The 15,493-nt window shown below is 48.6% G+C and carries 12 protein-coding genes; 6 read left to right on the top strand and 6 right to left on the bottom strand.

Going from position 1 to position 15,493, the window contains the following annotated elements:
• Positions 1 to 48: 48 nt before the first annotated feature.
• Genes addB through ACQCVE_RS11720 form a run of 5 tightly spaced genes read left to right on the top strand, consistent with a single transcriptional unit; the run spans position 49 to position 12,135 of the window.
• On the top strand, positions 49 to 3,546 hold the full coding sequence (gene addB / locus ACQCVE_RS11740) for a helicase-exonuclease AddAB subunit AddB (RefSeq protein ID WP_426845136.1): 3,498 nt from the start codon (positions 49 to 51) through the stop codon (positions 3,544 to 3,546).
• Positions 3,539 to 7,255, top strand: coding sequence for a helicase-exonuclease AddAB subunit AddA (gene addA / locus ACQCVE_RS11735; RefSeq protein WP_426845137.1), 3,717 nt, complete (start codon positions 3,539 to 3,541; stop codon positions 7,253 to 7,255). Before addB ends, addA begins: the two co-directional genes overlap by 8 nt.
• 16 nt (positions 7,256 to 7,271) lie before the next feature.
• Positions 7,272 to 8,453, top strand: coding sequence for an exonuclease SbcCD subunit D (locus tag ACQCVE_RS11730; protein ID WP_426845138.1), 1,182 nt, complete (start codon positions 7,272 to 7,274; stop codon positions 8,451 to 8,453).
• Positions 8,450 to 11,815: an AAA family ATPase gene (locus ACQCVE_RS11725; protein WP_426845139.1), complete on the top strand. Its 3,366-nt coding sequence runs from the start codon at positions 8,450 to 8,452 to the stop codon at positions 11,813 to 11,815. The genes ACQCVE_RS11730 and ACQCVE_RS11725 overlap by 4 nt, the downstream gene beginning before the upstream one ends.
• Before the next feature lie 17 nt (positions 11,816 to 11,832).
• On the top strand, positions 11,833 to 12,135 hold the full coding sequence (locus ACQCVE_RS11720; protein ID WP_426845140.1) for an HNH endonuclease: 303 nt from the start codon (positions 11,833 to 11,835) through the stop codon (positions 12,133 to 12,135).
• Between the two features lie 43 nt (positions 12,136 to 12,178).
• Here ACQCVE_RS11720 and ACQCVE_RS11715 read toward each other — a convergent pair whose 3' ends face one another.
• The 6 genes from ACQCVE_RS11715 to ACQCVE_RS11690 all read right to left on the bottom strand — a co-directional run bounded on the left by ACQCVE_RS11715 (position 12,179) and on the right by ACQCVE_RS11690 (position 14,190).
• On the bottom strand, positions 12,179 to 12,397 hold the full coding sequence (locus ACQCVE_RS11715) for a spore germination protein (protein WP_426845141.1): 219 nt from the start codon (positions 12,395 to 12,397) through the stop codon (positions 12,179 to 12,181).
• 41 nt (positions 12,398 to 12,438) lie between these two features.
• Positions 12,439 to 12,846, bottom strand: coding sequence for a spore germination protein GerPE (locus ACQCVE_RS11710; protein WP_426845142.1), 408 nt, complete (start codon positions 12,844 to 12,846; stop codon positions 12,439 to 12,441).
• 2 nt (positions 12,847 to 12,848) lie between these two features.
• Positions 12,849 to 13,025, bottom strand: coding sequence for a spore gernimation protein GerPD (locus tag ACQCVE_RS11705; RefSeq protein ID WP_426845143.1), 177 nt, complete (start codon positions 13,023 to 13,025; stop codon positions 12,849 to 12,851).
• The gene (gene gerPC / locus ACQCVE_RS11700; protein WP_426862922.1) at positions 13,022 to 13,636 is read right to left on the bottom strand and encodes a spore germination protein GerPC; all 615 of its coding nucleotides are present in this window, start codon (positions 13,634 to 13,636) and stop codon (positions 13,022 to 13,024) included. The genes ACQCVE_RS11705 and gerPC overlap by 4 nt, the downstream gene beginning before the upstream one ends.
• A 93-nt stretch (positions 13,637 to 13,729) precedes the next feature.
• A complete protein-coding gene (locus ACQCVE_RS11695) occupies positions 13,730 to 13,957 on the bottom strand; it encodes a spore germination protein GerPB (RefSeq protein ID WP_426845145.1) in 228 nt (75 codons plus the stop codon).
• 11 nt (positions 13,958 to 13,968) lie between these two features.
• A complete protein-coding gene (locus tag ACQCVE_RS11690) occupies positions 13,969 to 14,190 on the bottom strand; it encodes a spore germination protein (RefSeq protein WP_426845146.1) in 222 nt (73 codons plus the stop codon).
• Positions 14,191 to 14,309: 119 nt separating this feature from the next.
• Between ACQCVE_RS11690 and ACQCVE_RS11685 the strand changes: the two genes are divergently transcribed.
• Positions 14,310 to 15,470 carry a DUF418 domain-containing protein gene (locus tag ACQCVE_RS11685; protein ID WP_426862920.1) on the top strand — a complete coding sequence of 387 codons (1,161 nt, stop codon included), beginning with the start codon at positions 14,310 to 14,312 and terminating at the stop codon, positions 15,468 to 15,470.
• Positions 15,471 to 15,493 lie beyond the last annotated feature (23 nt).

The raw sequence follows: 15,493 nt of genomic DNA, 5'->3' as shown, positions 1-15,493 counted from the left end.
TTCGTATATAATATAAAGAAACGACTAAGGCCAGAGGAGGCAAATGGAATGACAATCCGGTTTTTGGCAGGCCGTTCAGGCAGCGGCAAAACCACGATGGTTCTGAATGAAATCAGGGAAAAGTTGATGGAACGGCCTGATGGACCGCCGATTATTTTTCTAGTCCCTGATCAAATGACGTTCGCAATGGAATATGAACTGGCTGGAACCCCTGGTCTGAGCGGAATGATCAGGGCGCAGGTTTTCAGCTTTTCACGTCTCAGTTTAAGGATTCTTCAGGAAACATCCGGAGCGGCCAAGCAGATGATCACGTCTTCGGGCGTGCAGATGATGCTTAGGAAAATCATTGAAGAGGAAAAGCAGAATTTTAACGTATATGGCAAAGCCAGTGATAAAGCCGGCTTTATTCAGCATGTGGAAACGATGCTGACTGAATTTAAACGGTATAACCTGGATCCTGATGGGCTGATTGGGAGCATCCGTTCCATCCAGCAGCATATGGATGAAAAAGAAAGAGTGCTGTCAGGAAAGCTTGAGGACCTGCATATCATTTACGGGCGGCTTGAGGAAGCCCTTGCAGAGAGGTACGTGGATTCTGAGGATACACTGAGGATGCTTACAGAACGAATTGAAGAATCTGCCTATCTGGAAAAGGCGGAAGTTTACATAGACGGATTTCATCAATTTACGCCAATGGAGAGGGAGGCAGTAAAGAGCCTGGCTGCCAAGGCGGAACGGGTAACGCTTACGATAACAGCAGACAAGCTGTTTGACCGGCATTTGCCGCATGAGCTTCATCTTTTCAGAATGACGGGGATGACATATGCGGATTTTAAAAGGATGGCAGAGGAGCTTCATATTGAAATAGAAGAACCCGTTCTGCTGAAAGAACTCCCGAGATTCGCATACTCTCCTTCGCTTGAGCATTTAGAGCAGAATTACGATACAAGGCCTTCGGTGCCCTTTAAGGGAGCCGCAGATGTCTCGATATGCCAGGCGGCAAGCCACCGTGCGGAGGTGGAGGGAATTGCGCGCCGGATTCATTATCTTGTCCGGAAAAAAGGGATCCGCTACCGGGAAGTGGCAATTTTGCTGCGAAACCCCTCCAGCTACCAGGATTTAATCGAACAGGTTTTTACAGATTACGGGATTCCATTTTTCATAGACCAGAAGCACTCCATGCTCCATCATCCTCTCATAGAGCTGATCCGCTCTGCTGTAGAGGCGGTGACTGGAAGCTTTAGATATGAAGCTGTTTTCCGGGCCGTCAAAACGGATCTTCTTTTTCCGGAGGGATCAGACCGGCAGCTGTACCGTGAAAAAATGGATTTTCTCGAAAACTATGTGCTTGCCTACGGAATCAATGGATCAAGGTGGACCTCAGATAAGAGGTGGACTTACAGAAGGTTCCGTTCATTAGAAGGCGGCAATGCTGTAACAGATGAAGAATTGGAGAAAGAAGAGCAGATTAACGAACTGAAACATATGGTATCCGAGCCGCTCAAAGGACTGGCCGACGGTCTCAGGAAAGCAAAAACTGGAGTGGGAAAAGCTTCTGCACTTTACATGTTTCTTGAGAATTTGAACATTCCGGCGAAGCTTGAGCAGCTGCGGGAAGAGGCAGAAGGCGGCGGCCGGCTTATTGAGGGACGCGAGCATGCGCAAGTATGGGACGCTGTTATGGGGCTGCTGGATGAATTTGCAGAAATGATCGGGGAGCAGTGCGTATCAGCCGAACAGTTTGCCGACATGATGGATACAGGTCTCGAAAGCCTCAAGTTTTCCCTCGTCCCTCCAGCAATGGATCAGGTTTTGATTGGAGATATGGAGCGTTCACGTTTCTATGGGCTGAAGTATACATTTGCGGCCGGGGTGAATGATGGAGTGATACCTGCAAAACCGGTGGAAGACGGCATCCTGTCAGATGAAGACAGGGAACTTCTGGAACGAAACGGTGTTGCTATGGCACCTTCTGCAAGACAGCAGCTTCTGGATGAAAACTTTGTTATTTATATGGCGCTTGTCAGCGGATCAGAGCATCTCTTTGTCTCCTACCCGGCTGCAGATCCAGAAGGGAAAACCCTGCTTCCGTCTATGATGGTCAGCAGGCTGGAGGAGCTGTTCCCGAAGGCTTCCAGGGAGTGGTTGGTCAATGAACCTGAATCGCTGCCGGAAGAGGAGCAGCTCACGTTTATGCCGAACGAATCCATCGCGCTTACCTATTTAAGCGCCCAGCTTCAAACATGGAAAAAACAATACCCGGTGCATGACAGCTGGTGGGACGCCTACAACTATCTCATAGAGAATGATCCAAGCGGCAGCGCAGCGATGGTGGTCAGCAGTTTATTCTACGAAAACCGAGCGAAGCCTCTGAAGCCGGACGTAACAAAAGAGCTTTACGGCGGGCACATTCTCGGCAGTGTCTCAAGGATGGAGCAGTTCAGAAGCTGTCCTTTTTCACACTTCGCAAGCCACGGATTAAAGCTGAAGGAAAGGGAGCAGTTCAGGCTTGAAGCGCCGGATGTAGGACAGCTGTTCCATTCGGCTTTAAAGATGATCTCAGACCGGATCACGGAATTAAAGGTGCCATGGCGGGATTTGACAAAAGAGCAGTGCAAAAGCTTGTCAAATGAAGCTGTAACCCGTCTTGCACCAATGCTTCAAAAGGAAGTGCTCCTCAGCTCCAGCCGCCATCAATATTTAAAGCGGAAGCTTGAAAAAATCATTGCGAGGGCAGCAGGCGCCATAGCGGAACAGGCAAAGCTTTCTCTGTTTGCGCCAATCGGCCTCGAGCTCGGCTTCGGAAAAGGCGGGCCGCTCCCGCCGATGAGATTCAAGCTTGAAAACGGCTATACAATGGAGCTGACCGGGAGGATTGACCGGGTCGATTCCGCTGAGAGCTCCCAGGGGCTCCTTTTGCGGATTGTTGACTACAAGTCAAGTGACCGGGGCCTAAACCTGAGCGAGGTCTATTACGGCATTGCTCTGCAGATGCTTACGTATCTGGATGTCATTATCTCGTATTCCAAGTCGTGGCTTGGTGTTGAAGCAAGCCCGGCCGGCGTTCTGTATTTCCATGTTCATGATCCAATGATCCAGACCGGCTCTCCGCTTTCCCTCGATGATCTGGAGGAGGAGGTTTTTAAGAAATATAAAATGAAGGGCCTTCTTCTCGGAGAAGAAGAAGCCATCCAGCTGATGGATCAGACGCTCGAGAGCGGAGCCTCTTCCAGCATCATATCCGCGGGATTTAAGAAAAGCGGCGGATTCAGTGCTTCTTCAGCCATTGCCAGCAGCGAAGAATTCGGCCTGCTTCGGAGTCATGTCCGAAACGAATTTAAAAAAATCGGCACAGAGATAACGAATGGAACGACTGAAATCAGCCCTTACCGAATGAAGGATAAAGTGCCTTGCACATTTTGTCCTTATAAAGGAGTCTGTCAATTTGACCAGTCTCTCAAGGATAATGAATACCGGATGCTGCCCGATGAAAAGAACGAACAGGTTCTGCAGCGCTTAAAGGAGGAGGGCGTTTATCATGACTAATCACATACCGAAGCCCGCAGAGAGCCAGTGGACGGATGATCAATGGTCGGCCATTGCCTCCTCCGGCCGGGATATTCTTGTAGCGGCTGCAGCAGGTTCAGGGAAAACAGCTGTATTGGTAGAGCGGATGATCCGGAAAATTACAAGCAGAGATAACCCGGCCGATGTGGACCGGCTCCTTGTCGTAACCTTTACTAACGCATCCGCTGCCGAAATGAAAAACCGGATAGGGGAAGCGCTGGAACAGGCCCTAAAAAGCAACCCGGCCTCTCTGCATTTAAGAAGGCAGCTCAGCCTTTTGAACAGAGCATCCATTTCGACCCTGCACTCTTTCTGCTTGAACATGATCCGGAAATATTACTATATGATTGACCTCGATCCGGGCTTCCGGATCGCTGATCAGACTGAGGGGGCGCTCCTGATGGATGAAGTCCTGGATGATCTGTTTGAAGAGGAGTATGGGAAAGAGGACAATGAACCATTTTTCGACCTCGCCGACCGCTATTCCTCTGACAGGAGTGATTTAGCCCTGCAGGACTTGATTCGGACTCTCTATGATTTTTCAAGATCCAATCCGAATCCGGATGCATGGCTTGACCGGCTTCCTCAGCTTTATGATGTGAACGAAGATTCCAGATTGGAAGAGCAGCCGTATTTTCCGGTAATCAGAGAAGACATTGCCATCAGCACAGGTTTGGCTAAAGAGCGGCTTGAAGAGGCGATGAGACTCATCAGAATGCCTGGGGGACCTGCACCGAGAGCGGACGATGTATCGGATTATCTGGACCAGGTAAACAGGCTCCTGGAAAAGGAAGGTACGTGGGACGAACTCTCAGAAGGATTTCAGGCCCTAAAACCTAAGCGCGCGAAACCCGTCAAAGGGGACGAATATGATCCTGCCCTGACGGAGGAAGTGAAGGCGTTAAGAGAGAGCGCCAAAAAGCACCTGGATAAAGTCAAAGAAGACTGGTTCCAGAGGGATATCCGCCGTTCCATGAAGGATTTGGGGGATTTGAAGCCGGTAATGGAGACACTCGTTCAGTTTGTAAAAAAGTTCGGGGCCAATTTTCAGAAAAAGAAAAAAGAAAAAGGGCTTGTGGATTATTCAGATCTTGAACATTTATGCCTCTCCATTCTGTCTGTAGAAGACGAAGCTGGCCGTCTTCTGCCCGGTGAGCCTGCGCTTGCCTGCCGCCGGCAATTCACGGAAGTGATGGTGGATGAATACCAGGACACCAACCTGGTGCAGGAGGCCATTCTCCAGCTCGTGAAAAAAGAGACAGAAGAAACCGGGAATTTATTTATGGTAGGGGATGTGAAACAATCCATCTACCGCTTCCGCCTGGCAGAGCCGATGCTGTTTTTGGCGAAATATAAAAGATTTATGCCGGTTCCAGAGCTTACAGGCCAGAGAATTGATTTAAATAAGAACTTCCGGAGCCGTTCAGAAGTATTGGATGGCACAAATTTTCTTTTCAAACAGCTCATGGGTGAAAAGGTGGGAGAGATCGATTACGACCAGCAGGCTGAACTGAAGCTTGGTGCCTCATATCCTGAAAGCAGCGGTATGAAAACTGAGCTTTTGCTTGCGGACAGAAGCGGGCTGGATGATACGGAAGAAACAGAGGCAGCAGGCATTCCTAATGAGCCGGAGGCTGAAACGGTTCAGCTTGAATCAAGGCTGATTGCCAGAAAAATCCGTGAGCTGACGGACAGCCGGTTTCAGGTTTATGACCGGAAAAAAGGCGGGACGAGGAACATCATGTACCGGGATATTGTGATCCTGCTGCGCTCAATGCCCTGGGCCCCTCAAATGATCGAAGAGCTTAAAAAGCAGGGCATTCCCGTTTATGCCAATCTTTCAGGCGGGTATTTTGAAGCAACAGAAGTGAACATCATGATGTCACTGCTTAAGGTGATTGATAACCCGTCACAGGATATTCCGCTTGCCTCTGTCCTGCGGTCGCCAATCGTCGGACTCAGCGAGACGGAGATGGCAGCCATTCGGACCTACGACAAAAAAGGCACCTATTACGAAGCGTGCAAAGCGGCCATGCAGCACGCGATAGCCTCCGATCAGCCGCTTGCAGAAAAGCTGAACCGCTTTTTCAGCCGCTTGCATGAGTGGAGGAGCGATGCAAGAAAAGGATCGGTGTCTGATCTGGTTTGGAAAATATACAGAGAGAGCAAATATTTTGATTTTGCAGGCGGCATGCCTGGAGGGAAACAGCGCCAGGCGAACCTCCGCGCCCTTTATGACCGTGCCCGCCAATATGAAGCAACCTCCTTCCGCGGATTATTCAGGTTCCTGCGGTTTATTGAAAGAATGCAGGAACGCGGGGATGATCTAGGGGCTGCCAGAGCTCTTGGAGAGCAAGAGGATGTCGTCCGGATTATGACGATTCACAGCAGCAAAGGACTTGAATTTCCGGTTGTCTTTACGGCAGGACTTGCAAGGCAATTTAATATGATGGACATGAATAAAAGCTTTCTTCTCGATAAGCATCTGGGCTTCGGCACGAAATATATTCATCCTGAACTGCGCTTCAGCTATCCGACCCTCCCGCTGCTTGCGATGAAGAAGAAACTGAAGATTGAATTGCTGTCAGAGGAGCTGAGAGTCCTGTATGTAGCGTTAACAAGGGCGAAGGAAAAATTGTATCTGATCGGAACGGTCAAGGACAGAGCAAAAGCACTACAAAATTGGAAGAGAGCACTTCTCAAGGAGGACTGGCTGCTGCCTGATGGAGACCGGCTGCAGGCAAAATCCTATCTGGACTGGATTGGACCTGCTCTTGTCCGCCACCGCGATTCACATGAGCTCCATGAGGGAGAGGCAGGCATGAATGAGCTTTCAAGCCACTCGTCTGCATGGAAAGTGCAATTTGTCCATCAGAGCGAACTGACTGAATCCGGTTCAGAGCGGGAGGATATGGAAGCGGAAATCTTAAAAGCCCTTTCCGAAAACCGTCCAGTTCCTGTCATATCCGGATGGAGAGAAGCGGTTGAGAAGGAACTGACCTGGTCGTATCCTTATGCCGCTGCGTCCAGGCAGCGGTCGAAGCAGTCCGTATCAGAGATTAAAAGACAGCAAGCCTATAAGGACGAATATGCAGAGCATATACCAGGCGGGAGAAGAAACCAAAGCATCAGCTATGAGCGGCCAAAGTTTCTGCAGCAGAAAGTGCTGACGGCAGCGGAACGCGGAACGGCCATGCATGCCGTTATGCAGCATATTTCCCTGGAAGCCCCCGTTTCACGTGAAGACGTTCTTCAAACTGCTGAAGACATGAAAATCAGGGAGCTGCTGACAGAAGAACAGGCAAATGCTGTAGATCCAGATGCGATTGCTGCCTTTTTTTCCTCGGAAATCGGGAAAACCATGCTCTCAGCTAAAAGGATCCTAAGAGAAGTGCCTTTCAGCTATGCCCGGGCACCAGAGCAAGAAGCTGTCCCGGATAACGTGCTTGTACAAGGGGTCATTGACTGTCTTTTTGAAGATGAAGAAGGCTTAACGATCGTCGATTTCAAAACCGATGCGATAAAAGGAAGGTTTCCAGGGGGCTTTGCGGATGCGGAGAGTACAATGAGAGACCGTTACGAAATTCAGCTCAGGCTTTACAGCGAAGCGATAGAAGCGATATATAGAAGACCGGTCATTAGAAGAGTGCTGTTTTTCTTTGATACCGGCAGTATTTTGGACGTGTAAAAGGAGGGAATGGACAATGAGGATTTTGCATACAGCCGACTGGCATCTCGGGAAGAGTCTCGAGGGACGGAGCCGGTTGCCTGAGCAGGCCGCCTTTTTGGACGAGCTTGCTGAAATCGTGGAAAAAGAAAAAATCGATGCGGTCATTATGGCAGGTGATGTGTTCGATACGGTAAATCCTCCGTCCGCTGCGGAGAAAATGTTTTACGAAAGTCTTGCAAGACTGTCCGATAAAGGGAAACGTCCGGTGGTTGTTATCGCGGGTAATCATGATAACCCGGAACGGCTTGCAGCTGCAGCACCCCTTGCCGGGGATCACCGCATTCATCTAATCGGCTATCCAGCCGGAGGACTGCTCCGTGTAGACGTACCGATCGCAGGGCAGACGATGAACATGGCTGCCCTCGCCTATCCTTCAGAATCAAGACTTGAACAGGTGTTGTCAGATAATTTTGACGAGCTTCAAATGAGAAACCATTATGATGCCAAAATTAAAGGGCTTTTTGAGAGTATGTGCAGTCCGTTCAGCACCGGCGCAGTTAACATTGCGATGAGCCACCTTCATGTTGCCGGTGGAAGTACCTCTGACTCTGAGCGCCCGATTGAAGTAGGAGGGGCTTATACTGTAGCGGCAGACAGCCTGCCTGCTTCAGCGCAGTATGTGGCACTCGGGCATTTGCACAGACCGCAAACCATAAAGCGGGCCCTCACCCATGCCCGTTACTCGGGATCTCCGCTTGCCTACAGTTTTTCCGAATCAGGATATGCAAAATCCGTGACCATTATCGATGCAGATCCTGGCCAGGAGGCTAAGGTAACGGAGGTGTTTCTTACAAGCGGAAAGCCGCTTGTAAGATGGAAGGCTTCAGGAGGGCTGGCCGAGGTGCATGAATGGTTTAATCAGGGAAAAGATAGAAATGCATGGGTAGATTTAGAGATTCATTTAACAGAAGCACTTTCAATCGAAGAGATTCAGAATCTGAGAAAAAACCATTCGGGCATTGTTCATATCCGGCCGGTTTTCCATTCAGAAGAAGAAGCTCTTCAGCCGGAATCGAGGTCGAGTGTTCCGATTGATGAATTGTTTGTCCGTTTCTATGAAAAGCAGACCGGCGGAGCGAAACCGGACGAGAGGCTCGTTACCCTTTTTCGTGAGCTCGTGAGCGAAGGGGAAAAAGAGGAGGCGGAGCTTGCATGAAGCCGATAGAGCTGACGATAACCGGACTGCATAGCTTCAGAGAAAAACAGACCATTGATTTTGAAGAGCTGTGTGACGGTGGTGTATTCGGGATTTTCGGTCCGACGGGAAGCGGCAAGTCTTCCATTCTGGATGCCATCACTCTCGCTTTGTATGGAAAAGTGGAACGGGCTGCAAATAATACGCATGGCATTTTGAATCACGCAGAAGACCAGCTTTCCGTTTCCTACACATTCGAGCTTCGAAATGGAGCCAAAGTAAAACGGTACAAGGTGGAGAGAACCTATAAAAGAACGGATGAGCACCGGGTAAAAGGCTCTATTTCACGCCTGATTGATTTGGAGGCGGAACCCGTTGTTCTAGCAGATAAAGCAAGTGAAGTGAATGAAAAGGTACACCAATTGCTCGGACTGACAATCGATGATTTTACCCGCGCCGTCGTCTTGCCTCAAGGAAAATTTGCAGAATTTCTCTCTCTTAAAGGATCGGAACGGAGACAGATGCTTCAGCGGCTTTTTCATCTGGAGCAGTATGGAGATGAGCTGCTTTCAAAGCTCCGCACGAGGCTCGGACAGGCCAAATCCCGGCTCAGGGAAACAGAAGCGGAGCAGGCAGGTCTCGGGGATGCCTCTAAGGAAGCGCTGAAACAAGCAGAAATAGAGTGGCAGAACCATTCGCTTTTACTTGAAAAAAGGACAGCGGAAAGAAGAGCCGTCCGTGAAAAGCTATCTCAGCAGCAGAGAATTTGGGAACTCCAGCTCGATTTGGAGCGGCTGAAGGAAGAGGAAAGGAAGCTTGAAAGCCAGTCGGAAGAAATCAGCAGAATGAAGGAACAGCTGAAGCTTTCGGATCAGGCAGAACGGCTGAGTCCTTATTTGGAATACCTTGAAGCGGCTGAAAAAAAGCATAACGCTCTGTTGGAAACCGAAAAAAAATGGGCAGCCGAGCAGGCGCTTCAAAAGGAAAAAACATCTGAAGCGAAGGGCTCCTACGAGCAGGCGAAAATGGAAAAAGAGAAAAGTGAACCGGTTCTCGCTGTGAGGAAAGAGCAGCTAACCCAGCTGCTTCAAACAGAAAAAGAGCGCGATGAGCGGAAAAGTGAAATGGAAAAGCTCAGCATGGAGCTCGCTGAACTTGAACAGTCACGGAAACAGGCTGAGCACGAGCTTGCCCGCGCTGGCAATCTCCTGCAAAAAGCGAAGCAAAAACAGCAAGAAATAAAGCAGGAGCTTGAAACCCAAACCGTTTCATCGGTTTACAGAAAAAGTGTCCATTCAGCCGCAGATTTACGCAAGGAATGGAATTACGCAGAGGAACAGCGGAGAGAAGCCGAAAAGGTTTATGATTATGCCTGTCAGCAGGAAGAAGCAGCCTCTAAAGAGAGACGGGCCCGGCAGAAAAAACAGGAACTGGAAAAAGAGAAGGTGACGCTTATGTACAGCGGACTGCTTCAGATGTTTTCCAAAGCAAGCGAACTCAGAAACCGCCTGGAAAAGAAGATCACCTCTTATCAGGAGAAGGCTGCAAAGGCACGGGCTGAACTGGAGCAGCAGAGAGTTCACTCGATTGCGATCCAGCTGTCCGCTTCTTTGATAGCAGGAGAAGCCTGCCCGGTTTGTGGATCGCTGAGCCATCCCTCACCAGTCGAAGGCGGAACCCGCGATGAAGGCAAACACCATCTTGAAGAGCAGGAAGTAAAGCTGGAAGCAAGCCGCGCCTGGCTTATGGAAGCAGAAAATCTTAAACTGAAAATGGAAGAACTGTCTTCTGAGCTGATCAGCGACTTTCCATGGCTTCATGAAATGTCCTTGCAGGAAGAGAGTGCAGCCTCCATGGAACAGATTCAGGAAAACGAGGAACCTGAACTAAAGATGCTGAAGCAGGATTTTCTGCACATTCGGACACAAGCATCCTCTCATATGAAAATTCTCAATCAGCTCCAAACGGAGGAGCAGCAGTCGGCGAAAATGGAAGAGCGGTTGAGGCTGGAAGTTCAGAATGCATTAGGAAAATTTCAGAGCGCGAAAGAGAAGGAAGAGAGCCTGAAGGAAAGCTGGGAAAAGGCTCACCCTGATTTTAACCTGGAGCAGCTCCCAGAGTTAATGAAGGACATGGAGGAGAAGGACGCCCGGTTTGAAAGCCTCCAGCTGCGAGTAAACAAGAGTGTCGAATACATTGATCAGCAGGAGAAGGCACGTCAAAATGCCGGTGATCAGCTGGCAGAGCTCGAAAAAAAATACATCCAAACATCCGAGAAGAAGCAGTCCGTCAAGGAGAGGCTGGCTGAAAAGGAAGCCATGCTTGCAAAAGAAGCGGGAAATGACCCGATTCCAGTCCAGCTTAAAGCCATTCAAAGCAGGCTGGTCCAATTGGGCGAACAGGAAAAACAGCTGTCGCAGAAATATGAAGAAACAGCTCAGAAGCTGCGGAATGCTGAAAAAGAACATTCAGCCGCCCTCAAAAGCCTTCAGGATGCCGTGAAAACCGTTCAGGAGGCCAGAGAGAGCTGGCAGGCACAGCTGAGTCAATCTGCTATGAACTCCATCCTCGATGTCCGGCAAAGTCTTCTCAATCATCAGGTAAAAGAAAGCTATACCGCTAAAACGGAAGCGTTCCTGGATAATTGGAAGCAATGCAAGGCAGACTTAAAACGAATCAGCGGCGAACTTGACGGCAGAACGCTGGATGAGGCAGCGTGGCAGCAAACCAATCAGCTTGCAGAGGAGTATGAGAATCTTGTAAGTGAGGCTGAGGGACTCAGGGGAGCAGCGTTAAAATCCCTTGAGCTTTTAAAAGAAAAGCACAGCCGCTATGAAAAATTAGAGGAGCAGCGGCTTGAAATATCGGGAAAAGCAGCCGATCTCGAACAGCTGCAGGCGGTTTTTAAAGGCAACAGCTTTGTTGAATACATTGCAGAAGAACAGCTTCACCATGTGTCAAGAGATGCTTCCGAACGGCTGGGGCTGCTGACGAGGCAAAGGTATGCGATTGAAGTCGATTCGCAGGGCGGGTTCATTATGAGAGATGATGCAAACGGCGGGGTAAGAAGACCGGTAACAAGTCTTTCCGGAGGAGAAACCTTCCTGACTTCACTTGCACTGGCTCTTTCCCTGTCGACGCAAATTCAGCTGCGCGGTGAATTTCCTCTGCAATTCTTCTTCCTTGACGAAGGGTTTGGCACTCTGGATACAGACCTTCTCGACACTGTCGTGACAGCGCTTGAGAAATTGCAATCAAACAATCTGTCTGTCGGAGTCATCAGCCACGTGCCGGAGCTTCGGGCGCGGCTTTCAAAAAAACTGGTCGTAACCCCGGCTGATCCAGCTGGAAACGGGACATCAGTAGCATTGGAAACATTGTAAAGGGGAGGGGGCAGCATATGGCTAAAAAAACAATTGGAACATGCAGGCTCTGCAGAAGAAAGGACGTGGAGATCACCATCCACCATCTTGTTCCGAAAGAAATGGGCGGGACGTTTCTCCCGACAGCTCCATTGTGCATACCATGCCATAAGCAAATTCATGCCCTCTACACGAATGATGAGCTGGCAGCAAGGCTCTCTGCCATTGAGGATCTGCAGCGCGATGAAAAGCTGTCCAAGTTTATTAAATGGATCCGGAAGCAGCCGTCTACAAAGCTGATCCAGACGAGAAAATCCGCTGAAAGACGGAAGCGTAAATAGGATGAAAAAGAGCACCGCTTTTTTGCGCAGGTGCTCTTTTTCATCAATTATTGGCAACAATATTCTGATCCGCCACATCCGGATCAATCATATTTGTGGCACTGATTCCATTATTTAAGATCCAGAAGTCACCTGTGTTTCCTCCGCCCGAGCCTGCAGCTGATTTGGAGGAGCTTTTAGGGGATAGGTAAAACGTATCACCAAAGTTAACGACCCCGCCGGCAACGGTGTTGATTTTAATAGGACCGACGATAGCTGGCATGGCAAGCACCCTTTATTCTCTAAGTCATATGACCAGTATATTCAGTCCTGGCCGGATTGTGCTTCCGCATCTAATGCTCCGCCCGGCCGGAAAAGCTGGCGCGTATGCTTCACCCTTGCTTCCGCATCTATTAAGTCGGTTGAACCAATCTGGAAGACACCGGAGGTCGAAACGGCCAGCAATTTTACAAACTTGACTCGGATAAAAGGTTTTTCATGGAAGTAAGACGGGATGACGGTCTCCGTCCTAACCGGTCTTGGAATAGGGATCTGGAAAATTTCATACCTGCTGAAATCCCCCTCGTTGTCATAGAAGATTTCAGCTTCCCGCTGCACGGCGAAAACATTGGCTTTAGGAACAATTTCCCTTGAGTCGCCAATTTGAAAGACAGAAGAAAGACCAAGAGTATTTACATAGGCCGCGTCGACAATCGAATTCCGGTTATACATTCTTATTGCGGCGCCAGCGGGACAAAAGGTCCGATAATCAGCGATTCCGGAGGAGTGTCAAATACAGCAGAACCTGCAATGCTGTTCGCATCCCCGATTAAAAATACAGACGAAGTAGCAACAGCGGCTACTCTGCAGAACACAACATTGATATCCTTGTTTACGACGGTAAAGTTCACGGCTGATCTCCTTTCACTTCGACAGGAAGGTATTTAATAAAATGGTCAACTGATTGAGCAATCTCTTCCTTTACTCTTGCAGTAATCTGATCGGCCTGGGCCTCTGGATCGCCCTCCTGGAAGTTTGCGGTTTTTAGATAATATTGGACTCTCGTATCTATTTGCTTGCGGATATCTTCAATGACCATTTTCCGCTGCTCATCATTCAGTTTTCGGTTATGGCGCTGCTCCTGCGCTTCAAGCATCATGATGCATTCTTCACTTAAATACGTATTCAGCTGGTCAAGTGCTATAGCATACGTTTCGCCGCTGTACTCACGCTCCAATTTTCCAACCTGCTGACCCTTTTGGATGACTTCGAAATTTTCAATTGGTTCAGGATCAGTAGGATTTAAGCCGATATTCAGTGTCCCTTCCAAGGTTTCAACCTTGAGCTGGTCGAATTTGTACTCGATTTTCTCAATGCTTGTGGAAGGTTTATCCTTGAGGGCCTTCAAATCGGCAGACATTTGCACAATCATCGTCTCCAGCTGCTGGATTTTATTCTGCTGGGACTGAATGCATTGGCACAGCTGCTGAAGATAGGAGCCTACATCATTACCGTAATACATAGCAAACACCTCTCAATCCTACGATCATTGCTTAATGCATCGTATGCAGTGAAAGCAAATTGGGTGAATGCCTATAGGTTAAACGGTTCACTGCTATCTGGAGGGAGGAGGTGCGAGAGGGACTAGCGGCCTTGAGAGAACCTGCCCAAGCTCTGCGCGTCTGGTCGCAGGCGGAGCTGTTTCAAAAAATCCCCCGGTATTGTAGAGGTTGGAGAGTGATTTGATATAACCGGCACTTCCAATCTGGAGGACGGATGAGTTATTGACAGCTCCTACACGCAGGTAGTTAATACAAATTGACTGATTAATATAAAAGTTCATCCATTTCACCTCTATGCGTTTCCAACAACAGGCTGATCCACTACGTCCTGGTCAAATGTATTCGTGACACTATTTTGATTAAAAATGGTCATCCCGTCTCCTGTATTGAAAGAACCTGCCCCTGAGAAAGTCTTGACGCTGCTGACGGGGGCAATCGTAAACACGTCTCCAATGTGAAGCACACTGCTTGAACCAAGACTGTTCACCTTAAAAACACCGACAATGGCTGGCATGGCTAACATCCTTTTCATTTTCTTGAAGGGCGGCGGCCGCAGATGTAGAATGAATCATAAAGTTACTTTATCTTATGACAAGAGCGGAGACTTGTGATAAACGCGGAGGTGATGAAAAGATGGGAAATGAGAGAGCAGCCTCCATTTCAAAGGGGGAGAGAATTCAATCGCTGGATCTATTAAGAGGGTTTGCCTTATTAGGAATTTTATTGGTTAACATTCTTGATTTTTCAGGACCCGCACTGTACCGTAACTCTCTTATTCACAGTACAGGAGCAGCAGACAGAATCGCAGAAGTTTTTGTATTCGTTTTTGCTCAGACAAGCTTTTATCCGATGTTTGCTTTTCTGTTTGGAGCTGGAGCCGTTATGTTCTACAGCAGGCTTGAAGCAAGAGGGCAATCCCCCAGCCGTTATTTTTCCAGACGAATGACAGGCTTGCTCATTATCGGGGTGCTGCACGCTTTTCTGATATGGCATGGAGATATTCTCATTACATATGCGGTTATCGGATTCATTTTTATGCTGTTTATCCAGAGAAGTGCCCGATCTTTGGCAAAATGGGGGCTGTCGCTCATTTTGATTCCTTCCTCCCTATTCGGCTTATTGATGATAGGGGCAGACGGGTTACAGGTGGAAGAAAATGGAACAGAAAGAATAACGGATGTTTATCAAACTGGCACCTTTTTAGAGCTGATCAGGCAGCGGGCAGAGGATTGGTATTATGTAAACAATTTTTTAATGGCGCCATTTTTTCTTCTTTCGATCCTGCCGATGTTCCTGCTTGGAGGATATGCCATGAAAAGCGGGTGGTTTGAGAAAAATCCATCAGTGGAAACGGCTAAGAAGTGGATAAAGATTGCAGCCGCAGCGGGTCCTGCAGGCTTGCTGATCAAAGGGATGCCGGTCTTTTTTCCTGCCTCTGTCTTTTGGAGCTACATGCACCAATCCATAGGGGGACCTCTTTTGGCATTCTTTTATATTTCCATCCTTCTTCTCGCTTCTTACACATTCAGAGAGAAGCGGATCGTTTTGTTTCAGCTGTTCACATATGCGGGAAGAGCTTCAATGAGCAATTATTTGCTTCAGTCAGTGATTTGTACGGCCCTGTTCTACTCTTATGGACTGGGACTGTATGGAAAAACCGGTTCACTGCAGGCGCTTCTCATTGGTCTATCTGTTTATGCAGTGCTGGTTTTTATGAGTTTTCTATGGTTTAAGCGCTTTGAACAGGGACCGGCAGAAAAGTGGTGGAGGCGGTTTACTTACCGAAACGTGTGATTGTACTAGGGGAAATTGGCTGA

Source organism: Metabacillus sp. 113a (genome assembly GCF_050107635.1).
In the GTDB taxonomy this organism is placed as follows: domain Bacteria; phylum Bacillota; class Bacilli; order Bacillales; family Bacillaceae; genus Metabacillus_B.
The sequence above is the reverse complement of the archived record's forward strand: the minus strand, read 5'-3'. Positions and strand labels throughout refer to the sequence as shown.